We start from the raw sequence: 22,905 nt of genomic DNA, 5'->3' as shown, positions 1-22,905 counted from the left end.
ATGGGAGAAACAGTGGAAACAGACCCGACGACCGAACAACTTGGGGCCGTACGCACGGCCATTGATGAGATTGACGAAGAAATTGTGGCCCTCATCTGGCGCCGCGAGCGCCTGGTGCGGCTGGCCGGGGGACTGAAGGACGACGACGCCCAGGTCCGCGCCCGGGGCCGGGTTGAGGAAGTCATCAACCACGTCCGCGAAGCCGCCGAGGCGCAGGAACAGGACTCCGAGGTGGTGGAGAAGACCTACCGCGCCATGATTGACGCGTTCATCGAATACGAACTGCGTACCCGGCACGAGGACGAAACACAGGCACGCCTGGACGCCTTCAGCCGCAGCTAGCAGGCTCCACAACGGTGCATCTGCGTGCCGGAACGGCTACCAGGCGGCGGGAGCCGAGCCCAGCGGGGCAGCAGGCAGGTCCCATGCCATGACAGGGACCGGTCCCGCGGAGCTGAAAGCCAGCGGCGGCGCCAGTCTCTCGCCGGGTCCCCACCAGGTCTGTTCCGCCGTCCGGGGCAGCGAAGCCGGGGTTGGATCCGGTGGAGACTCCCAGCGGGGAGGCATCGGCCGGCGGGCGTCTGCGGCACGCTGGAGTTCCACTGCCGTCCGGGCCAGGGAAAGCCTCGCCGCATACACCTCGCCGTCCAGCCGCCGGGTCCACGCCCGCACGGCCGCTGCGGCGGCAAGGTATCCCGTGGCATGGTCCAGTGCCTGGACGGGCAGCGGAAGCGGTGCATCCGCAGCGGACCAGGCCATGCCGGCGTCGGCAATCCCCGAGGCCGTCTGCACCAGAGAGTCGAAGCCGCGGCGTGCGCGCCACGGTCCGGTCCAGCCCCAGGCATCGAGGGCCACGGTCACGACGCCGGGGCGCAGCTGCTGGAGGCGGTGTTCGTCCAGCCCCAGTCCGGTGAGGGCACCGGGACGGTAGCCGTGCACCACCAGATCTGCGGTGGAAATCAGTTCCCGGACCTTCGCCGCCCCGCCAGGTGTACCCAGATCCAGCCGGGCGCAGCTCTTTCCCACCGTCATTTCGGCTTCCAGCGACGGCTCGTTCCAATCCGGCGGATCGATGCGCAGGACCCGGGCGCCGAACCCGGCCAGGAAACGGGTGGCAACCGGCCCGGCGATGACCCGGGTGAGGTCCAGGACCCGAACTCCGTCCAGGGGCCGCAGCGGGGTTCCGGTGGTTTCCGCGGGAGGGCGTGCGGCGCGCCGGATCCAGCCGACGAGCGGTTCGGCGCTGACGGCCTGCCCCTGTGGGGAGGACTGCCACTGCTGCGTTGTCCGCAGCTGCGCTGCGCAGCCGCCCGCTTCCACTACGGCGGCTTCGAGTTCGCCGCCCTTCCAGGCCTGAACCGCCACCGAAGCGGTGTCAGGTGTGGCGTCGGCGGGAAGCCCCAGGACGGCGAGCGCGGCACGGCGGTGATGCGGGGCATTGGTGTGCAGCCTGATCCAGCCGTCAGCACACCGGTAGTCCCGCGAGAGCGGGTCCCAGGGCGGAGGAACTTCCCAGCCCGCGGGACGGAAGGATGAGCCGAACCAGGCGCGGGCAAGATCAGGGCTGGTGCCTGCATGCACGGGAACCCCGGAGAGCCGGGAGGCGAGCTCCGCGACTGCACTGCCCGCCGCGCCCACTGACGCCGCCGCGAAGGCACGCACCGGGTAGCAAGACTCCATGTTCCAGCCCCCTCCGGTCCGTGACCCTGTTGCAGTAGGCTACGTCACGAGCCTTAGCCCGGACAGGGCGGGGGGCGCACAAAAACCAGGCATGAAAGGCGCGGCAGGTGAACCATCCCGGCACGGCAGGAAGCTCCCACTGGAAAGCTGTAGCGGCAGCGCTCGCAGATACCCGCCGGCTGGACCTCTACGCACGGATCGTTACCGGAGCCGGGAAGGGGGAACCGCTCTTCCGGGACAGCCTGGACCGGGCCGAAGCCAAATCCCTGGACGCCCTGCAAAAGGCGGGGCTGGTCCGGTCCGGAGACGGCGGCCTGTTCCCGGTGCCGGAAGTCTTCTCCCGCCTGCTCGCTGCGGACCGGACTCCCCGGGACGAATCCCCCATGCGCCACCTCGGGCCGGGGAGCTCGGGCAGCCTGCCGGCCAAACGGACCGAACGCCTCGAAGTGCTGCACCATCTGGCCGGAGAAGTCTTTTCCCGGCACGGGGTCCTGGGCGGCGCAGATAATCCTGCAGCCAGCCGTGCCCGGCTGACGGAGGCCGAAGTCACCGGGCGGCTGGCGGCCCTGACCAAAGACCCGGCCATGTTCCGGCGAGCCATGGTGGATGAGGGAATCGTGCGGCGCAGCCCGGACGGATCAAGCTACTGGCTCGCGGCCCCGCGCCCGGCCAGCGGCATCGAATTTGCCGGCTGACGGCGCACCGGCCCCCTGTCCAGGCAGCTCCAGGCGTGCCGGCTCATCGCTCAGCGGGCGAATGACGGCGTGTCCCGCAGCTGACACTGCAGCACACGGCAACCGGGCACCGCGCTGCGGACCGTTGACTTGACCGGACTGCGGGCGTCGAATGGGTAGTGGGTTTTGGTTCCGGACCATCCGCGGATGGCTTCCCTAGGAGGCGTCATTGGCCGCTCGATTCACTGCCCGCGGAGCCGAAGCCACGCATCCCGGGGCACGCGCCGCCACAGACCTCGGATCGCCGGCGTCGTCCTATCCAACGGGTTCCGCACCGGCTGTCCCCGCACCGTCTGCGCCTCCGCGCCGGGCCGGAGCAACAGCCCCGGCCCCGCATAACCGCCGGCAGGTTGCCCTGGTGATCAGCGGCCTCATCATGGCGGTTCTGATCTCGGCCCTGGACCAGACGATCGTTTCCACCGCGCTGCCAACGATAGTGGGTGATCTGCACGGCCTGGAGCATTTGTCCTGGGTCATCACCGCCTACCTCCTGACGTCCACGATCGGGCTGCCCATCTACGGCAAGCTCGGCGACCTGCTGGGACGCAGGAACATCTTCATCTTCGCGATTGCGGTCTTCCTGCTGGGATCTGCGCTTTCGGGCCAGGCCCACAGCATGGGCGAGCTGATTGCCTACCGGGCGCTGCAGGGAGTTGGCGGTGGCGGGCTGATCATCGGTGCGCAGGCAATCATCGGAGACATTGTTTCGGCACGCGACCGCGGCAAGTACATGGGATTGATCGGTGCAGCCTTCGGCGTCGCCTCGGTCAGCGGACCCCTGCTGGGCGGATACCTGACCCAGTACTGGTCCTGGCGGTGGGTCTTCTACATCAACCTGCCGCTCGGCGCGATTGCCCTGGCGCTGATCATTACGTCCCTGCACCTGCCCAGGCGCAGCGCTGCCGGCATCAAGCTGGACTATCCCGGCGCCGTCCTGCTCGCCGTTGCGAGCGCGGCACTGGTCGGCATTACGAGCTGGGGCGGAACCACTTACGCCTGGACGTCCCCAACCATCCTTGGCCTCGGGGCGGCCGCGCTGGTTGCCGTCGCGGTGTTCATTCCGGTGGAGCTTCGCGCCGAGGAGCGCATCCTTCCGCTGCGCCTGTTCAGGATCCGCAACTTCGTCGTCTGCTCACTCGTGGGCCTCGCCGTCGGGCTGGCGATGTTCGGCAGCATCTCCTACCTGCCGACCTTCCTGCAGATGGTCAACGGTGCCAGCGCCACGGACTCGGGATTGATGATGCTGCCCATGACGGCCGGCCTGCTGCTGAGCTCCATTGGAACCGGGCAGCTCATCTCCCGCACCGGCCGGTACAAGATCTACCCGGTTGCCGGCGCGCTGATCATGATTTTTGGCCTGCTGCTGCTCTCGCGCATCTCGGCCAGCAGCCCGTACTGGTTCACGGCACTGGGAATGTTCGTCCTGGGACTGGGAATCGGCATGCTGATGCAGAACGTCGTGCTGATTGTGCAGAACAGCGTTCCGCCGCAGAACATGGGCACAGGAGTCTCCTCTGCCAACTACTTCCGCCAGATCGGCGGAACACTCGGAATCGCCGTCTACGGATCGGTCTTCATCTCCCGGCTCAATGACCAGGTGGCGGATGCCCCGGCCGCCGTGCGGTCAGTGACCAGCCAGGGAGTGAATTCCATCAGCCCGGACCAGCTGCGGGCCTTGCCCGCGCCGGCTCGGGATTTCATTGCCGACGCGTTCGGAACCGCCCTGCCTCCGGTCTTCCTGCTGGGTATCCCGGCCCTGGGGGCGGCGTTCGTGCTGACGCTCTTTATTCGGGAAATACCGCTGGCCAGGACGGCCAGCGTTCAACTGGAAGGGGAGGCGCAACACTAATGGCCTCAGGTGCACATGCTGCAGTACCGGTCGGTGCCGGAAGCACGGAAACCCAGGACGAGGGAACGCCGCGTGGGCGGGTGCTGGTGTTTACCGGCCTGGTTCTCTCCGTCCTGCTCGCGGCACTGGACCAGACAATCGTGGCCACGGCCCTTCCCACCATCGTGGGGGACCTCAACGGCCTTGAACACCTCTCCTGGGTAGTCACCGCCTACATCCTGGCCGCGACCATCGGGCTGCCCATCTACGGCAAGCTCGGTGACCTGTTCGGCCGCAAGAACATCTTCATCTTCGCCATTGCCGTCTTCCTGCTGGGCTCCGTCCTCTCCGGGCTGTCCCAGAACATGGGCCAGCTGATCGCGTTCCGGGCCCTGCAGGGCATCGGCGGCGGCGGACTCATGATCGGCGCGCAGGCCATCATCGGAGACCTGGTCTCCCCGCGGGAACGCGGGCGCTACATGGGGCTGATCGGGGCTTCCTTCGGCCTGGCTTCAGTGGGCGGGCCGCTGCTGGGCGGCTGGATCACCGATTCGTGGTCCTGGCGCTGGGTGTTCTACATCAACGTGCCCATCGGCGCGGTCGCGCTCGCCGTCGTCATCACCTCCCTGCACCTTCCCAAGGTCTCCGGGCGCCGTCCGCGCCTCGACTACGCCGGCGCAGCGCTGCTTGCGGTCGCCTCAACGGCCCTGATCCTGGTCACCAGCTGGGGAGGCACCACCTATGACTGGGGCAGCCCGCAGATCCTGGGCCTGGCCGCTGCCGCAGTGCTGGCCGGGGCGGCGTTCGTCTGGGCCGAACGGCGTGCGAGCGAACCGATCCTGCCGCTGGGCCTGTTCCGGATGCGGAACTTCCTGATCCCGGTGCTGGCGGGCATCGCCGTCGGAATAGCGATGTTCTCCACCATCTCCTACCTGCCCACGTTCCTGCAGATGGTCAATGGCGCCACCGCCACGCAGTCGGGGCTGATGATGCTGCCGATGATGGCCGGGCTCCTGCTGACGTCCATCGGCACCGGGCAGCTCATTGCGCACACCGGGCGGTACAAGATCTACCCCGTCGCCGGGTGCGCCGTGATCATTGCCGGGCTGGTGCTGCTCTCGCGGATTTCCCAGGACACCCCGTACTGGTTCACGGCGATCGGGATGGCTGTGCTTGGCCTGGGGATTGGTGCGCTGCTGCAGAACCTGGTGCTGATTGTGCAGAACAGTGTTCCGCAGCAGAACATGGGCACCGCCATCTCCGCCGCGAACTACTTCCGCCAGATCGGTGCTTCGTTCGGTATTGCCGCCTTCGGGTCCATCTTCATCCAGCGGCTGACCGACCAGCTTGCAGATGCCCCCGCCGGGGCTGCGGGGATGCTTCCCGCGGAAGGCATCAATTCGCTCACTCCGGCGGTGCTGCAGTCCCTTCCCGGCCCGGTGCAGCAGGCAATCGGAGCAGCGTTCGGAACGGCCCTGCCGCCCATCTTCCTGCTCAGCATTCCGCTGGTTGCCGCAGGCGGGGTGCTGTGCCTGTTTATCCGGGAGATTCCACTCTCAACACAGTCACGGGTGGAGGCAGCAGCAGAATAAATCCGAACTCACACCAGCTTCCCAGAGGGCACTGCGGGGATTGTCAGAGTGCAGTCGTACACTGGATATTCGAATATATATTCGAATAGGGTTCAGTTCCGGGAGATGCTTCATCTGTCCGAAGCAGCGGCCGGACATCAATCCAATTCAGGCGAAGGCCACACCGGCAATAGGCACAGCGAGGGGCAGCCATGGGACTTTTCAGTGAAGCGGTGGAGGTAGTGTGCTCACCCGCGGGCATACCGCTGCGCCTCATCTGGCAGGGAAGGACATACAAGGTGGCAGCCAACCCGGTGCGCTGGTATGAACGCCGCAGCTGGTGGGAGGAAGAACCCCGGGCAGAGCGCGGACACGGCCCCGGACTGGTGGATTCGGAAATCTGGCGGGTCCAGGCCCGCCTGAGTCCGCGCTCGCCGCTGCGCACCCTGGACATTTCCCGGCAGGCTGCCTCCAACACCTGGCGGCTGATCCGGATCCATGACGCCCTGCGGGAAAGCGCTTAGCGCGCGTGCCGTGAGTACCGTGCCATGAGCTTCACCCATCTTCACGCCGCTACGGCCTTTTCCGCCCACTACGGCACGTCCTGGCCGGAAGAGCTGGCCCAGGCCGCCGCAGCGGACGGAGCCGACGCGCTCGCCTGCACGGACCGTGACGGCCTGTACGGCACGGTCAAGCACCTGCGTGCCTGCATGGACGCCGGCATTGATCCCATCGTCGGGGTGGACCTTGCCATCCTGGACGGGGAAGGCCGGGACGCTGAGGCGACCGGCAGGGCGGTCATCCTGGCCCACGGGCATAACGGGGGAGCGGGCTACCACGCGCTGTGCCGGCTCATTTCCGACGCACATGCCGGAACCTCTCCCTCCAGGGGGCGTACGGGACGCCCGCCCGGCGTCACCCTCGAACAGCTTGCAGCCCGGGTACTGGGCAGGGACGGGGAACCCGTACTGACCGTGCTGGTGGGCCCTTATACCGACGTGGGACGGGCCATGCGCAGCCGCAGCTATGCCGTGGCCCGCACCCTGTTCCGGCGCTGGCTCTCGGTCATGCCGCGTGCGGCGCTTGCCGTGGAGGTAGTCACGCACCTCAGCGCGCCGGGAACCAACCTGAGCCTGGCCCACGCCGTGCGGATGTACCGGCTCTCCGATGAAATGCACCTCCCCGCCGTGCTGACCAATGCCGTGCGCTACGTGGATGAAGACGGCGCCGCTACCGCAGACGTGCTCGACGCCGCACGCGCCCTGACCGCCATGGCGCAGCTGCAGGACCTGCAGCCCAATGGGCAGGGCTGGCTCAAGACGGGCAGGCAGATGGCAGCGCTCGCCGCGGAGATCAGCGAGGAAGCAGGCTACGGGCGTGCCGGGGCAGCCAAGCTGCTGGCCGGAACGGAGGCGCTCGCCGATACCTGCCGGATCGACCCGGAAGCAGACATGGGGTGGAAGCAGCCCGTGGTCCCGGAAGCCGGGGTCATCGGGATCGACGCGGAACCGGTGCTGGAACTGCGCGGACGCTGCGAAGCCGGAATAGGCAGGCGCTTCGGGCACCTGGGCGGTGCCGCGGAAGCTGCCATGCGCAACCGGCTGGAACACGAGCTGGGGATTATCGAGAGGCTCGGCTTTGCCGCCTACTTCCTCACTGTCGCGGAAGTCTCCACCATGATCCGGGACATGGGAGTGCGAGCGGCGGCACGCGGATCGGGTGCGTCCTCGCTGGTGAACTACCTGCTGGGCATCAGCCACGTGAACCCGCTGGCACACGACCTCATCTTTGAACGGTTCCTCTCCCGGGACCGCTCCACGCTGCCGGACATCGACATTGACGTTGAAAGCGCCGAACGGCACAACGTGTACCACCGCATCTTTGAACGCTTCGGTGCCCAGCGGGTCACCCTCATGAGCATGCAGAACGGTTACCGGGCGCGCGGAGCGGTGCGCGACGCCGGCCTGGCCCTGGGATTGCCTGATGAGGAGGTCGGCGCCGTGGCCAAGGCACTGTGGCGCTTCTCGGCGAGCCATTTCCGTGAGGCGCTCGCCGAGAAACCCGAACTGCGCGGCGTGGCCGAGGCCGTGCAGCAGAACCGCCAGCTGGACTTGCTGGTGGACCTGACCGAACGGCTGGACCGGCTGCCTCGCCATATTTCAATGCATCCGTGCGGGGTGATCCTGGGGGACACCTCGCTGCTGGACCGCACGCCCGTGCAGCCCAGTGGCCTGGGCCTGCCCATGTCCCAGTTCGACAAGCACGACATGGATCCAATGGGCATGCTCAAGCTGGACGTGCTGGGCGTGCGGATGCAGTCCGCCATGGCGTTCGCCCTGAACGAGGTGGTCCGGGTCCATTCCGGCGGAGACGACGTAGCCCGGGCCGGAAAGCATGTGGAAGAAACCGAACCCCGCCCGGAGTGGATCGACGAGGACGGGCGGATCGACCTGGATGCCGTTCCGCTGGATGACGAGCCCACCTTCGAGCTGATCCGCAGCACGCACACGCTGGGCTGCTTCCAGATCGAGTCGCCCGGCCAGCGGGAGCTGGTGGGCAAGATGGCGCCGCGGGACTTCAATGACCTGATCATCGACATTTCACTGTTCCGGCCAGGGCCCATGAAATCCGACATGGTGCGGCCGTTCCTGGAGCACCGCCACGGCTGGGCCCCGGCGGTGTACCCGCACGAATCGCTGCGCCCGGTGCTGGCGGAAACCCACGGGGTGACGGTCTTCCACGAACAGGTGCTGCGGACCTTTGACGTCTTCACCGGCTGCGGGCTGGCAAAGGCCGATGAGCTGCGCCGGCTGCTGGGCAACCCCGCGGCCGAACAGGGGGTGGAGGATTTCTTCCGGCAGGCGGCGCAAAAACGCGGTTACGACGCGCAGACCATCGACAAGGTCTGGGGAACACTCAAGGCCTTCGGCAGCTTCGGTTTCTGCAAGGCCCACGGCGCCGCCTTTGCCGTGCCCACCTACCAGTCGGCCTGGCTAAAGGCACACCATCCCGAAGCGTTCCTTGCCGGAATCTTCGAGCACGATCCCGGCATGTATCCGCGCCGGCTGCTCGTGGCCGAAGCGCGGCGTATGGGCATCCCCATCCTGCCGCTGGACATCAACCGCAGCGGCGAGCAGTACCGGGTGGAATGGGTTCCGCCCCTAACGGCGGCTCCGGGGCGCAGGGCAACCCCCGGCAGGTTCGGGATCCGGCTTAGCTTCGCCGGGATTTACGGTCTTTCCGCCGCGGAGGTCCGGCGGATCGCCGCCGGGCAGCCGTTCGATTCCCTGGCGGATCTGCGTGCCCGCGCCAAACTGTCCCGGCCCTCGATGCAGCGGCTGGCGCAGCTGGGTGCCTTCGACTCGCTGTCCCGGGAGAGCGGTTCGCGGGGCACCAGGGCGGACCTGCTGCAGCACCTTGCCGAAACATCCGGTAAACCCGGAACCCGCAAATACGATCCGATACCGGGGCAGCTGGCGCTTCCGCTGGGCGATACCGAACTGGCCAACCTCGTGCCGCAGCTGCCTGAGCCCACACTGCCGGAGCGGGTCCGCACCGAACTGGACCTGCTCGCCGTCGACGTCAGCGCCCACCTGGTGGACAGCTACGAACCGCTGCTGGCGGCTTTGGGTGTAACCAAGGCCGAATCCCTGCTGGGGCTGCGCAACGGATCCGAGGTCCTGGTTGCCGGCATCCGGGTGGCTACCCAGACCCCGCCGATGCGCGGAGGCCGCCGGGTGGTGTTCATCAGCCTGGATGACGGGACCGGCTGCGTGGACTGCACCTTCTTCACCGAGGCGCAGGAGAAAACCGGCCCGCTGCTCTTCGGCACCGAACTGATGCTGATCCGAGGGCTGACCCGGCGCACCGGGCCGCGGGGCATGAGCCTGCAGGCGCTGCAGGCCTGGGACCTGGCGGACACCGCGTCCCTGCCGCTGCCGCGGGCGGCGGCGAAAGCCCCCGGACACGGCTCCGGAAAGAGGGCAGGCCGGCCGCGCGGCCGGTTGGTCGGGCTGAAGAACAGCGGATAACATCGTAAGGGCGCGCACCGTAGCTGCATGGGCAAACCCGTGCTCAAGCGCCAGTACAAACGAATCAAGGAGACAACGTGTCAGTGCCGGAACAGTTCACCCTCATCGTCGACGGCGAAGAGACCACGGTGGATACTGGCACCACCGGTGCTCAGCTCTTTTTTGAGCGCCGCGAAGTCGTGGTCATGCGTGTCGACGGAGTCCTGAGGGACCTCGATACCCCGCTGGCTCCGGGCCAGAGCATCGAAGCCGTAACCATCGATTCGGAAGACGGCCTCAACGTCCTGCGCCACTCCACCGCCCACGTCATGGCCCAGGCCGTGCAGCAGCTGCGCCCCGACGCCAAGCTGGGCATCGGCCCGTACATCAAGGACGGCTTCTACTTCGACTTCGATGTTGCCGAGCCCTTCACGCCGGAAGACCTGAAGACCCTCGAGAAGATGATGCAGAAGATCGTCAACTCGAACCAGAAGTTTGTACGCCGGGTGGTCACCGAGGAAGAAGCCCGCGAAGCGATGGCCAACGAGCCGTACAAGCTCGAACTGCTCGGTAAGAAGGACGGCGCCGAGGAAGCCGGCGAAGGCGCGAACATTGAGGTCGGCGCCGGAGAAATCACCATTTACGACAACGTTGACCGCAAGTCCGGGGACACCGTCTGGTGCGACCTGTGCCGCGGCCCGCACCTGCCCAACACCAAGCTGATCTCCAACGCCTTCGCGCTCACCCGCTCCGCCGCTGCCTACTGGCTGGGCAACCAGGCCAACCAGCAGCTGCAGCGCATCTACGGCACGGCCTGGCCCACCAAGGATGACCTGAAGGCCTACCAGGAACGCCTGGCCGAGGCCGAGCGCCGCGACCACCGCAAGCTCGGCACCGAACTGGACCTGTTCTCCTTCCCGGACGAGCTCGGTTCCGGCCTGCCGGTGTTCCACCCCAAGGGCGGCATCATCCGCAAGGCCATGGAGGACTACTCCCGCCAGCGCCACACCGAGGCAGGCTACGAGTTCGTCTACACCCCGCACATCACCAAGGGACACCTGTACGAGGTTTCCGGCCACCTGGACTGGTACCGCGACGGCATGTTCCCTCCCATGCACGTTGACGAAGTCACCGACCCGGAAACCGGCGAGGTCACCAAGCCCGGCCAGGACTACTACCTCAAGCCGATGAACTGCCCCATGCACAACCTGGTCTTCCGCTCCCGCGGACGCTCCTACCGGGAACTGCCGCTGCGGCTCTTCGAATTCGGTTCGGTGTACCGCTACGAGAAGTCCGGCGTCATCCACGGACTGACGCGCGTGCGCGGCATGACCCAGGACGACGCCCACATCTACTGCACCCGCGAGCAGATGAAGGACGAGCTGACCAAGACCCTGAACTTCGTCCTGGACCTGCTCAAGGACTACGGGCTGGATGACTTCTACCTGGAGCTTTCCACCAAGGACCCGGAAAAGTACGTCGGATCCGACGAGGTCTGGGAAGAAGCCACCCGCACCCTGGCCGAGGTTGCCGAGGCCTCCGGCCTGGACCTGGTGCCGGATCCCGGGGGAGCAGCCTTCTACGGCCCGAAGATCTCGGTCCAGGCCCGCGACGCTATTGGCCGCACCTGGCAGATGTCCACCATCCAGCTGGACTTCAACCTGCCGGAGCGTTTCGAACTTGAGTACCAGGCTGCCGACGGAACCCGCCAGCGCCCGGTCATGATCCACCGTGCGCTGTTCGGTTCGGTGGAACGCTTCATGGCAGTGCTGACCGAGCACTACGCCGGCGCCTTCCCGGCCTGGCTTGCTCCGGTCCAGGTAGTGGGTATTCCCGTCGCCGAGGCATTCAACGACTACATGTACGACGTCGTGGACAAGCTCAAGGCCGCAGGCATCCGCGCCGAAGTCGACGCCGGAACGGACCGCTTCCCGAAGAAGATCCGCACCGCTTCGAAGGAGAAGGTTCCCTACGTCCTGATCGCCGGCGGTGAGGACGCCGAAGCCGGCGCAGTCTCCTTCCGCTTCCGCGACGGCAGCCAGGACAACGGCGTGCCGGTGGAGGAAGCCGTGAAGCGGATCGTCGAAGCGGTAAGGAACCGGGACAAGTAGCGGCACGGGGGAGTCCAGATGGAAAGCCAGGAACAGTATCCGCACGACGGCGATGTGACGGACAACTTCGAACTCGCCGGAGTGCCGGACGCCTTCCAGCGCCTCTGGACTCCCCACCGGCTCGCCTACATCAAGGGCGGGCAGGACCAGGTCTCTTCCGAGGACAACTGCCCGTTCTGCACCGCGCCCTCCCACACGGATGAGGAAGCGCTGATTGTCCACCGCGGGCGGCACGCCTTCGTGATCCTGAACCTGTTCCCGTACAACGCCGGCCACCTGCTGGTGTGCCCTTACCGGCACGTACCGGACTACACCGACGTCGACGCCGAGGAGACGGCGGAAATCGCCGCCCTGACCCAGACAGCCATGCGCGTGCTCCGGAAAGTTTCAGCGCCGGCCGGTTTCAATCTGGGAATGAACCAGGGAGCCGCCGGCGGTGCCGGCATCGCCGCGCACCTGCACCAGCACATTGTTCCGCGCTGGAGCGGCGACGGGAACTTCCTGCCGATCATTGCCCATACCAAGGCCATCACGCAGACCCTGGGCGAAGTTCGGCAGATGGTTGCCGACGCCTGGCCTGCCGCTGCTGGCGAAACTTCTTCCGGCGGCCCGTCCGCTGCCACCGGAAACGACGAGGCCTAGAACGTGCTGAACAAATATGCCCGCGGTTTCTTTACCGCACTGTTTACCCCTCTTGCGTCCTGGCTGATCCGGCACCGGGTCTCACCGGACGCCGTCACCGTTGTGGGAACCCTCGGCGTCATGGTCGGCGGACTCGTGTTCTATCCGCTGGGCCAGCTTTTCTGGGGCACGATGTTCATCGTCCTCTTTGTGTTCTCCGACGTCATTGACGGGATCATGGCCCGCCAGCAGGAGCGCAAAGGCAAGTGGGGTGCCTTCCTGGACTCCACGCTGGACCGGTTTGCCGACGGCGCCCTCTTCGCCGGCGTCAGCATCTGGTTCTTCACCGGGGGAGATAACGACGCGATAGGCGTTGCGGCGGTCATCTGCCTGGTCCTGGGCATGCTGGTCTCCTACATCCGGGCCAAGGCCGAGTCGCTTGGCTTCGACGCCAACGTGGGGCTTGCCGAACGGGCCGAGCGCCTGGTCTTCCTGCTCACTGCCACCGGCCTGGTGGGACTCGGGGTACCGGACGTGGTGCTGCTGGTTGTCCTGGTGGCACTGTCCGTGGCCAGCTGCGTCACCATCGCCCAGCGGATGGGCACGGTGCGGCGCCAGTCCGCCGCCGCCGTCGCGAGCGGAGACCGCGACCGTGACCTGGACCAGGACATGGGTAAAGATACGTAGCGAAGGCCCCTGAAAGCGGTACGCGGGCTTATTATTGGCTTTCCGGCCGTACTACCAGAGAGCTTGTCATGCCTACAGAAACACCGTCCCAGCCATCCGCGTCAACCGGCGGCAGCCGCGTCAAGCGCGGCATGGCTGAGATGCTCAAGGGCGGCGTCATCATGGACGTCGTCACTGCCGAACAGGCCCGGATTGCCGAAGACGCCGGCGCCGTTGCCGTAATGGCCCTGGAACGGGTTCCGGCAGACATCCGCGCGCAGGGCGGTGTCTCCCGGATGAGTGATCCGGACATGATCGACAGCATCATCGACGCCGTCTCCATTCCGGTCATGGCCAAGGCACGCATTGGGCACTTCGTCGAAGCGCAGGTGCTGCAGTCCCTCGGCGTCGACTACATCGACGAGTCCGAGGTACTGACCCCCGCGGACTACGCCAACCACATCGACAAGTGGAAGTTCACCGTTCCCTTCGTCTGCGGTGCCACGAACCTGGGCGAAGCGCTCCGCCGGATCAACGAGGGTGCAGCCATGATCCGCTCCAAGGGCGAGGCCGGAACCGGCGACGTCTCCAACGCCACCATGCACATGCGCCAGATCCGCACCGAGATTGCCCGGCTGTCCTCGCTTCCCGAGGATGAGCTCTACGTCGCCGCAAAGGAACTGCAGGCACCGTACGAACTGGTCAAGGAAGTCGCCTCCGCAGGCAAGCTCCCGGTGGTCCTGTTCACCGCCGGCGGCATTGCCACCCCGGCCGACGCAGCCATGATGATGCAGCTCGGTGCCGACGGCGTGTTTGTTGGCTCCGGCATCTTCAAGTCCGGCAACCCTGCCCAGCGTGCAGCCGCGATTGTCAAGGCCACTACCTTCCACGACGATCCGGATGAGATCGCCAAGGCGTCCCGCGGCCTGGGCGAAGCGATGGTCGGTATCAACGTGGACGAGATTCCGCAGCCGCACCGCCTCGCCGAGCGCGGCTGGTAAGCACGGCAAGAAAAGACAGCGCACCGGCACCGGGTACTCCCGGTGCCGGTGCGCTTTTGCTTTCCTAGCCGAGTGCCATGGAGTAGGTGCGCCCGCGGCCCACCAGGGAGAATCCCCGGGCCGAGCACAGGTCCTGGCCCGCGGCCGTGGCGTTCACCACCAGGTGTTCGGCTCCGGCTGACTCCGCTGCGGCTGCTGCGGCACTTAGCAGCGCGGTACCGAAACCCCGTCGCCGGCTGGACGCGCCGACGGCCAGGGAGAAGATCCCCGCGGTCTTGGACAAGCCCGCGACGCCGGTGGGATAGAAGGCGTAGGCCCGCCCGGTCATGCGGGCCGAATCCCGGGCCGCAATATGCCAGGCCTGCCGGGGCTGCGAGTTCCCCACCCGCAGTTCCTCGGCGTCGGCCCCGGAGACTTCCCGCGGCTGGTGTTCAACCGCGGCGCCTTCCGCGGACCAGGCCTGCGGAGCGCGCACGGGTGCGGTCATCCAGCAGGTCTGCGGTCCACGCCGGAAACCGAACGTCTCCAGCGGCGCGCTGTCCACTGAACCGCCCAGCCAGGCAGTAACCGAGGACGCTCCCAGCCGGGAACCCTCCGCCAGCCCGGGCCGGATCCCCGACGGCGATATCTCTTCCGGGAACATCAGCATCAGCTGGCGGCGTGCCGGAAGCCAAACCCACCGGGACTCATGCGTGCCAAAGGAACGGCCGCCGGTCGCTGACGCGAGGGCGGAGAACCAGGTGTGCTGCAGGCGCTGGCAGGAGGCAATGGTGGGCATGGTTTTCAGGACAGGCCCCGGCGTTCCAGCAGGGGAGCGAGGAGGGCGTCCCGGCCGCGCAGGTCACGGAAGGACTGCAGCGGATCCCGGGAGAAGCCCTTCGACAGCAGCTTGCTCCGGAACGCATCACCGTTGGCACGGGTCAGCCCGCCGTTCTCGGTAAACCACTGAACCGTGTCGGCGTCGAGCACTTCACTCCAGATGTAGGAGTAGTACCCGGCCGAGTAGCCTCCCGGGAAGATGTGCTTGAAGTAGCCGGTGCGGTACCGCGGCGGAACCAGCGCCGGATCGATCCCTGCCTGCACGAGCGCCTTGTGCTCGAAGGCCTCCGGATCGGGTACCGGCTCCTGTCCCGGCGAAAGTACATGCCAGGCCCAGTCCAGCAGCGTAGCTCCAAGGTACTCTGCGGTCCGGAAACCCTCGCCCCACAGGGAGGCAGCCCGGATCTTTTCCAGCAGGCCCGAGGGAAGCGGTTCCCCGGTCTGGTAGTGCCGTGCGAAATTGGCGGCAACCTCATCGTTGAGCATCCACATCTCGTTCACCTGGGACGGGTACTCCACGAAGTCACGGGGAACAGCCGTTCCGGCAAACCGCGGGTACCCGACGTCGGAGAACAAGCCGTGCAGTGCGTGGCCAAACTCGTGGAAGGCGGTTACTACCTCGTCGAAGGTCAGGAGTGCGGGTTCGCCCGCTGCGGGCTTGGAGATGTTCAGGTTGTTGACCACCACCGGCTGGTGGCCCAGCAGCCGTGACTGGGAGACGAGTTCGTTCATCCAGGCACCGCCGCTCTTCGTGTCCCTGGTGAAGTAGTCGCCCAGGAACAGTCCCAGCCCCGTTCCGTCTTCATTCCGGACTTCCCAGACCCGGACGTCCGGATGGTAGCCGGAGAGATCCGGACGCTCCGTGAAGGTGATGCCGTAGAGCCGGTTGGCGGCGAAGAACACCCCGTCGTGAAGGACCCGCTCAAGTTCGAACCAGGGACGCAGGGCCTCAAGGTCCACGGCGTACTCCTCGCGCCGGACCTGCTCCGAGTAGTACGCCCAGTCCCACGGCTGAAAGTCCTCGATCCCGTCACGGGCGGCAGCGGCACGCAGCTTGTCGGCTTCGGCCCCGGCGTTGCGGACCGCCGGCGGGACCAGCTGGGAGAGCATGTCTTCCACTGCTGCCGTGGTGGGCGCGGTCTGGTCCTCCACGGCATAGGCGGCGTGGCTTTCGTATCCCAGCAGCGCGGCCCGCTCAGCACGCAGCGCGGCGATTTCGGCTGCAATCTCCAGGGTTGAGTTGGCGTTGCCGCGGAATCCGCGGTGAACGGAGCCTTCGAAGAGCCGCCTCCGGACGTCCCGGTTCTTCAGCTTCGCTAAGGCCGGCTGAGGCGTCGGCAGAACAAGGGTGAGCAGATACTTTCCCGTGGCACCCGCAGCCTCCGCAGCTGCGGCGGCAGACGCGACGTCGTCGGGTGAGAGTCCGTCAAGGTCCGCCGCATCGTCCAGCACCAGGGCCGAATCGTTCGTGTCCGCGAGCAGCCGCTGGGAGTAGGTGGTGCCCAGTTCGGAGAGGCGGGTGTTCAGTTCCCGCATCCGTGTCTTGCCGGCGTCGTCGAGTGCTGCGCCGGCGCGAATGAACAGGCGGCGGTACTCCGCAAGCAGGCGGGCAGACTCTTCATCCAGGCCGTCAGCCGGTACGGCGTTCACCCGCTCGAACAGTGCCGAATCCTGGTAGATGGTGTCTTGGTGCGCCGAGAGCAGGGGACTGACCTGCTGCTCCAGCGACTGGACCTCCTCCGTTGCATGGGACATCACCGCGTTGGAGAACACGGAAACCGCCCGGGCCAGCGTCTGGCCGGAGCGCTCCAGCGCCGCGATCGTATTGTCGAATCCTGCCGGTTCCGGATTGGAGGTGATGGCACGGATCTCCTCCTGATGTTCCTCCATCCCGGAGGTGAAAGCCGGCAGTAGATCGGCGGTGGTGATGGCCGTGAAATCGGGGAGGCCGTACGGCAGGGTGCTTGGTGAAAGTAGGGCGTTGCTCATGGAAACAAACACTTTCACAGCGGGGCCTGCGCAACCAGCCGACGGGCCGCGTATGCTCATCCTCGACCGCATTGGGCCGTGCCGGGACTGAGGACAACACATTCGGGGGAAGAATGAACGAAGACCGCCCACCGGCTTCCCGGACAGGGAAGCTGCTGGCCGTGCTGCTACTGGCATCGGCGCTGGGGCTTGGCTCCTGCACCGCTGCGCAGGAGCCGGACCCGGCCCCTGCTGCAGAGCCATCGTCGTCCTCTCCGTCCGCGGATCCATCCCCCGAGCCCTCGGCGACGCCGGGCGCCGGACCGGAATGCCCCGGGCTCCGCTGCACCTCGGTGATGCTGGCGGGGGACCTGCTGGTCCATCCCCAGCTTTGGGACCAGGCCCGCCTGGATGCCGGCACCACCGGGAAGCAGCCGCTGGACTTCGAACCGCTGCTGGAGGGCATGCGTCCCTACATCTCGGGAGCGGACCTTGCCGTCTGCCACATGGAAACTCCAGTCGCAGAGGCGGACGGACCGTACGCCGGCTACCCGATGTTCAATGTGCCGCCGCAGATCCTCACCGCTGCCGCCGCCGTCGGCTACCAGGCCTGCACCACGGCCAGCAACCACACCGTCGACGCCGGCACCGAAGGCCTGAACCGCACCCTCGGTGTGCTGGATTCACTGGGCCTGGAGCATACCGGCTCCTATGCGACCGAGGCGGACTCCGAAATCCCGATGATTCTGGATACTTCAGGGGCGCGGATCAGCGTCATCGAAGCGACCTACGGCCTGAACGGGCTCGAGGCGGAGCACCCGTGGCAGGTGGACATGCTCGACGCCGAAGACATGATTTCCCGGGCGCAGGCGGCCCGGGAACAGGGCGCAGACATTGTGCTCGGCGCAGTCCATGCCGGTGACGAATACGCCTCCATGCCCAACGCGCAGCAGATTGAAACCGCCCATGCCCTGGCGGACAGCGGCCAGTTCGACCTGATCTACGGACACCACACGCACTCCGTGCTGCCGATCGAGAACTACAACGGCACCTGGATCGTCTACGGTCTCGGCAACGCGGTCACCGAGCTTTCGCCCTGGTACGCGGTCAACAATGAGGGCCTGATTGTGCGGGCACAGTTTGCCCAGGAGAACGACGGCGCCGACTGGCGGGTCAGTGACCTCGCCTGGGCGCCGTCGGTCATTGTGCGTGATCCGTACCGGTGGTGCTCGGTAGCCGCGGACCTGCCGCAGGGGCCGTGCGCGTCGGAGGCACAGCAGGCCGAAGTGCGGCAGCGGACGGTCTCCGTGGTGGAGTCCATGGGGGCCGGGCAGGACGGGGCGCACGAGTGGCTGGTGTCCGAGGATGTTTCTGCGCGTTGAGGCCTGTCCCGCATGGACTCCGGCCGGCGTACCGGTACTCCATCCGCCGGGCGCCGGAACGGCGGGCGGACCGGAACGGCGGCAACGAAACTCCTTCGCTCGCAGGGCTCGCTGCGGAGTATTAAAGCCGCCTAACCCGGCCCGCCCGTTGGGAGCGCACGTCGTCTCTTTGCTGCGTAGCCCGCCCGGCCCGTCGGGGCGCGACGCATCGTTGCTGTTAGCCTCGGCTGGTGAGAATGACGTTACGGCCGTGGCTGCCGGATGATGTTGCCTCCCTGTTGGCTGCTGTTCAGGCAACCCCTGATCTTGATACCCAGATGGACCGCCTTGCCGTGGATGATCTGGACGCTGCAGAGGCTTATATTCGATCCGACCTGCGGTTCCACCCGGATGACGGCATGTGCAGCTTCGCCGTGGAGGTCGACGGACGGGCCGTGGGGAATATCGGGCTCGGCCACATAGATCACCGGCACCGCACTGGCTGGCTGTCTTACTGGATCAGCCGCGACAGCCGAGGACTTGGACTCGCCGGAAGGGCAGCGGCGGGCGTGGCTGACTGGGCGCTCCACGATCTCAACCTTTTCCGCATCGAATTGGGGCACAGGGTGAACAATCCGGCCTCCTGTGCCGTGGCACAACGTGCAGGTTTCCCGCCGGAGGGGATTGAGCGGTCAAAGCTGGAGTACGGAGGCGTGCGTTTCGATGTGGAAACGCATTCGCGGCTCGCGACTGATCCTGCTCCGGCTCTGGATCTTCCGACCCTCAAACTGTAGAACTTCCTGCATCGGAGGTGCCGTCCGGTGTCCTTGGCCGCAGGAAGGAGTTTCGTCATGGCAAAGGTTCTGATTCATGCGACGGTGACGCTGGATGGGTACATGGCAGACCCGGAGGGCGGCGTCGACTGGATGTTCGACGTCGATGCGACAGAGGAAGACACGGCGCTGGTGAACCGGGTTGTCGGTGAGATCGGCGCCGTCGTTGGTGGTGCCAACCGTGCGCGGACAATCGAGGACGGGGAGGAGGCATACGGCGGCCTGCCGGGGGTGCCCGTTTACCTAATGACACACACGGCGGCGGAGTCCGTGGTGAAGGACGGGGTCACCTACACCTTCGTCGTGGATGACATCGGTAGCGCCCTTGAAATGGCCAAGGTTGACGCAGGGGAGAAAACCGTGAGCCTGCTCGGCGGGCGGATCTCACGGCAGTGCCTGCAGCTTGGCGCAGTGGATGAGATCCAGCTGCACGTGGTGCCGATCCTGCTTGGAGCCGGGATTTCCCTCTTCGGCGGGCTGGGCCAACGGGTGAACCTGGAACTGATTGAGGAGGCCGCGTTCGGGGACGGAGTGCACCTGCGGTACCGGGTGCTTCGGTAGTTTCTGGCTCTGTGCCGGCATGTCCTTCCGGCACGCCTGGTTGCCCCGTTCGCTCGCCCGTCCTGTCCGTGTGCCCACCCGACCTGTCCGCTCGTCTCCACCCGTTCGCCCGTCTGTCCGCCCGCCGGGCGGGCCGGAACGGCGGCAACGAAACTCCTTCGCTCGCAGGGCTCGCTTTGGAGTATTAAAGCCGCCTAACCCGGCCCGTCCGGCGAACCCACCGCGTCACCCTGCCTTTGGAGTGGGCGGATCCTACGGAGAGTGACAGGTGTGGCGGGTGGCTTCACACCGGCCACTGGGGTAACGGCGGGTGGGAAACCCGGAAGACGGCACCTGCAGGAAAGAGGGCTGACTCCGGGGTTCCCCGGGCTCGTTGCGGATGGTGCCTGGTGGGGTCACGTCTGGCGCAGGGGTAACGGCGGCTGGGAAACGCCGCGGCGAAGGTCTGTGGCGCTTGCGGCGGCTGCGAAACCCGGTCGCGCAGGTTGAGATCGGTTGAGGCAGTTCCCAGGGCTCGTGACAGGTGTGGCGGGTGGGGTCACACCGGTCGCTCGGGGTGACGGCGGGTGGGAAACCCGGAAGGCGGCGCCTGCAGGAAAGGGGGCTGACTCCGGGGTTCCTAGGGCTCGTTGCGGATGGTGCCTGGTGGGGTCACGTCTGGCGCAGGGGTAAGGGCGGCTGGGAAACGCCGCGGCGAAGGTCTGTGGCGGTTGCGGCGGCTGCGAAACCCGGTCGCGCAGGTTGAGATCGGTTGAGGCAGCAGGCCGGGGTTCCCAGGGCTCGTGATGGGTGGGGCGGGTGGGGTCACACCGGTCGCTCGGGGTAACGGTGGCTGGGAAACCCGGAAGGCGGCACCTGCAGGAAAGAGGGCTGACTCCGGGGTTCCCAGGGCTCGTTGCGGATGGTGGCTGGCGGGGTCACACCTGGCGCAGGGGTAACGGCGGCTGGGAATCCGGACGCAGAGGCACACAGGTCCGGACGCTGAGGCACACAGGTCCGGACAGCAGGGGCGCGCGGCGGTTGGGGCCGCCAGGTCCCGGCCGCGGCTAAGCGGACACCGCCACCGGAAAACCCGCGGGGAACTACCGGGGACGGTTGGCAGCGTGGGAACGGGCGAGCTCGGAGAGGCGGGCAAGCTCGGCGAGGTCCGCGTCGGACGCGGGAGCCGGGTCGAAGGAACCATAGCGGCGGGTAACAGCCTTCTCGATCAGGAAGTCTGCGATCGCCGGGTTCTTGGGTAGAAGCGAACCGTGCAGGTAGCTGGCCACCACGTTCTGATACCGGGCGCCCTCGGTGTCGTCCTTGGAGTTGTTGCCCTCGCCCTTGCGGACCAGCGCCAGAGGCTTCGCATCCGGCCCCAGGAAGGTCTGGCCGCTGTGGTTCTCGTAGCCGTGGATCTCGCCGAACTCTTCACTGACTGAGAGCACATTGCCGATCAGCCGGTCCGGTCCGCCGTGGGTTTCAATGTCCAGGACCCCGATGCCGGGGATGAGGACGCCGTCGTGCGTTTTGAAGAACCGGCCAAAGAGCTGGTAGAGCCCGCAGATGACCAGCATAGGCAGGCCGTCGTCGGCCATGGCGCGCAGCGAAGGCGCCAGGGCCTGCAGGTCCTGCTGGATCACCACCTGGCCGCTGTCCTGCCCGCCGCCGCCGACTATGAGGTCCGCAGCGGATGGGAACTCATCGCCCGGGTTGTACTCGGTGACTACCGGGTTGTACCCCTGCCACTTCAGGCGCTGTTTGAGCACCAGGACGTTGCCCCAGTCGCCGTAGATGTTCATGTCCCGGGGGTACAGCTGGACAATGTGGATGTCCCGGCTCATGAGACCACCTCAACCTTCGTGATCTTGGACAGTTCGCGCCGCACGGCAAGCATGGCGGTGTAGGTACAGAAAATGCGCTTCGGCTGCGTGCCGGTACCGGCAATGAACTTGGCCAGCGCATCGGGGATGTCCGGAAGAACGTCTCCCACCGGAACGTCGTCATACTTCAGGCGCAGGGCCATGTCATAAGCGCGCACACCGGCGACCATGTCTACGCCGTCAGAGAGCGTTTCGAAGTCCACATCCCAGAGCCAGGACATGTCCCGGCCGTCTGCGTAGTTGTCATTGATGGCGATCATGGTTGCGTAACCGTGTGCCGCGAAGGACTTCAGGCCCAGACGGAATCCTGAGGGGTTTTTCACCAGCACCAGTTCCAGCGGTGCGCCGTTCACGGTCAGGGATTCACCGCGGCCGAAGGCCGGTTCAACGTTTGACAGCGACTCGAACAGCGCCGTCCGGTTTGCCTTGGCGCCCAGGATCTGCCGGGCAAACGTCAGTGCCGCGGCCGCGTTGAAGATGTTGTAGACGCCGCGGAGCTTCAACCCCGTGGTGGTAGGAGTGCCGTCAACCAGGAAGTCAGCCTCCGTTTCGGCGACCCGGGTGAGCACGACGTCGGCGGGCTGGGCGGCGGCGATCGCTTCGGAGCGGGAGCCGCGCATCTCGTCGTCGTTCGGGAAAGTGCTGCGCAGCGAGGCATCCAGGCCAAAGTAGGCGACCTTCGGGCCGGACAGGGAATCGGCGATGGAGGCTACCCGCGGATCCTCGCGGTTCAGCACCACGGTTTCCGTAGTGGCCTTCGCGATCTGTTCCAGCAGCCGGGTGGTCTTGTCGATCTCGCCGAAGCGGTCCAGCTGGTCCCGCAGGACGTTGAGCAGCAGGGCATAACGCGGCTGGATGAGCTTCACGAAGTGAACGGCATGGGCTTCGTCCAGCTCCAGGACGGCAATGTCCGCGTCCAGGCGCCCGCGCAGGTCCACTTCGCCAAGCAGTGCCGCGGCCACGCCGCGGGTGAAGTTGCTGCCGGTCCGGTTGGTGAAGACCTTCAGGCCCTGGCCTTCCAGCAGCTCCACGACCATCTTGGTGGTGGTGGTTTTGCCGTTGGTACCGGAAACGACGGCGACGCCGAGGGGCAGGGTGGAGAGCGTCCGCCGGATGAAATCCGGATCGATTTTCTCCACCACGAGGCCGGGAAGTGCGGACCCTCCGCCGCGCAGCCGCGAGGCGCCGCGGACCAGTTTGCCGACCAGAATGGAGAAAGAACTCATGGATACCGAATATATCCCACCGTCACGAACCGGGCCGGGACGCCGCGGGCAAC

At 66.5% G+C, this 22,905-nt stretch carries 18 protein-coding genes; 13 read left to right on the top strand and 5 right to left on the bottom strand.

Features of this window, described 5'->3' with window-relative positions:
• Complete coding sequence (locus GD628_RS09865; RefSeq protein ID WP_091604375.1) at nucleotides 1–342, top strand: chorismate mutase; 342 nt, start codon at nucleotides 1–3, stop codon at nucleotides 340–342.
• Between the two features lie 36 nt (nucleotides 343–378).
• Here the strand turns inward: GD628_RS09865 and GD628_RS09860 are convergent, their stop codons facing one another.
• Nucleotides 379–1,680, bottom strand: coding sequence for a CoA transferase (locus tag GD628_RS09860; protein WP_152274574.1), 1,302 nt, complete (start codon nucleotides 1,678–1,680; stop codon nucleotides 379–381).
• Nucleotides 1,681–1,787: 107 nt separating this feature from the next.
• Here GD628_RS09860 and GD628_RS09855 point away from each other — a divergent pair, with 107 nt between their 5' ends.
• From GD628_RS09855 to pdxS, 9 genes are all read left to right on the top strand, one after another.
• Nucleotides 1,788–2,375 (top strand): DUF2087 domain-containing protein, encoded by a 588-nt coding sequence (locus GD628_RS09855; protein WP_152274573.1) that lies wholly within the window; start codon nucleotides 1,788–1,790, stop codon nucleotides 2,373–2,375.
• Nucleotides 2,376–2,583: 208 nt separating this feature from the next.
• Nucleotides 2,584–4,263, top strand: a complete 1,680-nt coding sequence (locus tag GD628_RS09850) for an MDR family MFS transporter (RefSeq protein ID WP_226802465.1) — start codon at nucleotides 2,584–2,586, stop codon at nucleotides 4,261–4,263.
• Nucleotides 4,263–5,834 (top strand): MDR family MFS transporter, encoded by a 1,572-nt coding sequence (locus GD628_RS09845; protein ID WP_091604383.1) that lies wholly within the window; start codon nucleotides 4,263–4,265, stop codon nucleotides 5,832–5,834. The genes GD628_RS09850 and GD628_RS09845 overlap by 1 nt, the downstream gene beginning before the upstream one ends.
• A 191-nt stretch (nucleotides 5,835–6,025) precedes the next feature.
• Complete coding sequence (locus GD628_RS09840) at nucleotides 6,026–6,337, top strand: DUF6504 family protein (RefSeq protein ID WP_091604386.1); 312 nt, start codon at nucleotides 6,026–6,028, stop codon at nucleotides 6,335–6,337.
• A 24-nt stretch (nucleotides 6,338–6,361) separates the two neighbouring features.
• Complete coding sequence (locus tag GD628_RS09835; protein ID WP_152274572.1) at nucleotides 6,362–9,844, top strand: DNA polymerase III subunit alpha; 3,483 nt, start codon at nucleotides 6,362–6,364, stop codon at nucleotides 9,842–9,844.
• 77 nt (nucleotides 9,845–9,921) lie between these two features.
• Entirely contained in the window at nucleotides 9,922–11,934 is a 2,013-nt protein-coding gene (gene thrS / locus GD628_RS09830) for a threonine--tRNA ligase (RefSeq protein WP_152274571.1), read from the top strand.
• Nucleotides 11,935–11,952: 18 nt separating this feature from the next.
• Entirely contained in the window at nucleotides 11,953–12,576 is a 624-nt protein-coding gene (locus GD628_RS09825; protein WP_152274570.1) for an HIT family protein, read from the top strand.
• Nucleotides 12,577–12,579: 3 nt separating this feature from the next.
• Entirely contained in the window at nucleotides 12,580–13,242 is a 663-nt protein-coding gene (gene pgsA, locus GD628_RS09820; RefSeq protein ID WP_152274569.1) for a phosphatidylinositol phosphate synthase, read from the top strand.
• Nucleotides 13,243–13,310: 68 nt separating this feature from the next.
• The gene (pdxS, locus tag GD628_RS09815) at nucleotides 13,311–14,222 is read left to right on the top strand and encodes a pyridoxal 5'-phosphate synthase lyase subunit PdxS (RefSeq protein ID WP_091604401.1); all 912 of its coding nucleotides are present in this window, start codon (nucleotides 13,311–13,313) and stop codon (nucleotides 14,220–14,222) included.
• A gap of 64 nt (nucleotides 14,223–14,286) precedes the next feature.
• On the opposite strand, the gene GD628_RS09810 is transcribed toward pdxS, so the two are convergent.
• The gene (locus GD628_RS09810; protein WP_091604404.1) at nucleotides 14,287–15,000 is read right to left on the bottom strand and encodes a GNAT family N-acetyltransferase; all 714 of its coding nucleotides are present in this window, start codon (nucleotides 14,998–15,000) and stop codon (nucleotides 14,287–14,289) included.
• A 5-nt stretch (nucleotides 15,001–15,005) separates the two neighbouring features.
• Entirely contained in the window at nucleotides 15,006–17,030 is a 2,025-nt protein-coding gene (locus GD628_RS09805) for a M3 family metallopeptidase (protein ID WP_152274568.1), read from the bottom strand.
• A 113-nt stretch (nucleotides 17,031–17,143) separates the two neighbouring features.
• Here GD628_RS09805 and GD628_RS09800 point away from each other — a divergent pair, with 113 nt between their 5' ends.
• From GD628_RS09800 to GD628_RS09790, 3 genes are all read left to right on the top strand, one after another.
• A complete protein-coding gene (locus GD628_RS09800; RefSeq protein ID WP_152274567.1) occupies nucleotides 17,144–18,391 on the top strand; it encodes a CapA family protein in 1,248 nt (415 codons plus the stop codon).
• Between the two features lie 236 nt (nucleotides 18,392–18,627).
• Nucleotides 18,628–19,164, top strand: a complete 537-nt coding sequence (locus GD628_RS09795) for a GNAT family N-acetyltransferase (protein ID WP_226802475.1) — start codon at nucleotides 18,628–18,630, stop codon at nucleotides 19,162–19,164.
• 57 nt (nucleotides 19,165–19,221) lie between these two features.
• Nucleotides 19,222–19,764 carry a dihydrofolate reductase family protein gene (locus GD628_RS09790; RefSeq protein WP_152274565.1) on the top strand — a complete coding sequence of 181 codons (543 nt, stop codon included), beginning with the start codon at nucleotides 19,222–19,224 and terminating at the stop codon, nucleotides 19,762–19,764.
• A gap of 1,082 nt (nucleotides 19,765–20,846) precedes the next feature.
• On the opposite strand, the gene GD628_RS09785 is transcribed toward GD628_RS09790, so the two are convergent.
• Together GD628_RS09785 and GD628_RS09780 are read right to left on the bottom strand one after the other, a co-directional pair.
• Nucleotides 20,847–21,587, bottom strand: coding sequence for a type 1 glutamine amidotransferase (locus GD628_RS09785; RefSeq protein ID WP_091604416.1), 741 nt, complete (start codon nucleotides 21,585–21,587; stop codon nucleotides 20,847–20,849).
• Nucleotides 21,584–22,852: a Mur ligase family protein gene (locus GD628_RS09780; protein WP_152274564.1), complete on the bottom strand. Its 1,269-nt coding sequence runs from the start codon at nucleotides 22,850–22,852 to the stop codon at nucleotides 21,584–21,586. Before GD628_RS09780 ends, GD628_RS09785 begins: the two co-directional genes overlap by 4 nt.
• Nucleotides 22,853–22,905 lie beyond the last annotated feature (53 nt).

Origin of the sequence: Arthrobacter koreensis, assembly GCF_009193255.1 — a bacterium.
Lineage (GTDB): Bacteria > Actinomycetota > Actinomycetes > Actinomycetales > Micrococcaceae > Arthrobacter_B > Arthrobacter_B koreensis.
Note: the sequence above shows the minus strand (reverse complement) of the source record. Positions and strands in the feature narration are given on the sequence as shown.

Coding starts and splice junctions, on each gene's coding strand:
- GD628_RS09835 (WP_152274572.1), top strand. CDS start 6,362: ATGAGCTTCACCCATCTTCACGCCGCTACGGCCTTTTCCGCCCACTAC.
- GD628_RS09795 (WP_226802475.1), top strand. CDS start 18,628: ATGACGTTACGGCCGTGGCTGCCGGATGATGTTGCCTCCCTGTTGGCT.
- GD628_RS09840 (WP_091604386.1), top strand. CDS start 6,026: ATGGGACTTTTCAGTGAAGCGGTGGAGGTAGTGTGCTCACCCGCGGGC.
- GD628_RS09785 (WP_091604416.1), bottom strand. CDS start 21,587: ATGAGCCGGGACATCCACATTGTCCAGCTGTACCCCCGGGACATGAAC.
- GD628_RS09865 (WP_091604375.1), top strand. CDS start 1: ATGGGAGAAACAGTGGAAACAGACCCGACGACCGAACAACTTGGGGCC.
- GD628_RS09790 (WP_152274565.1), top strand. CDS start 19,222: ATGGCAAAGGTTCTGATTCATGCGACGGTGACGCTGGATGGGTACATG.
- pdxS (WP_091604401.1), top strand. CDS start 13,311: ATGCCTACAGAAACACCGTCCCAGCCATCCGCGTCAACCGGCGGCAGC.
- GD628_RS09800 (WP_152274567.1), top strand. CDS start 17,144: ATGAACGAAGACCGCCCACCGGCTTCCCGGACAGGGAAGCTGCTGGCC.
- GD628_RS09845 (WP_091604383.1), top strand. CDS start 4,263: ATGGCCTCAGGTGCACATGCTGCAGTACCGGTCGGTGCCGGAAGCACG.
- GD628_RS09860 (WP_152274574.1), bottom strand. CDS start 1,680: ATGGAGTCTTGCTACCCGGTGCGTGCCTTCGCGGCGGCGTCAGTGGGC.
- GD628_RS09805 (WP_152274568.1), bottom strand. CDS start 17,030: ATGAGCAACGCCCTACTTTCACCAAGCACCCTGCCGTACGGCCTCCCC.
- GD628_RS09825 (WP_152274570.1), top strand. CDS start 11,953: ATGGAAAGCCAGGAACAGTATCCGCACGACGGCGATGTGACGGACAAC.
- GD628_RS09780 (WP_152274564.1), bottom strand. CDS start 22,852: ATGAGTTCTTTCTCCATTCTGGTCGGCAAACTGGTCCGCGGCGCCTCG.
- GD628_RS09810 (WP_091604404.1), bottom strand. CDS start 15,000: ATGCCCACCATTGCCTCCTGCCAGCGCCTGCAGCACACCTGGTTCTCC.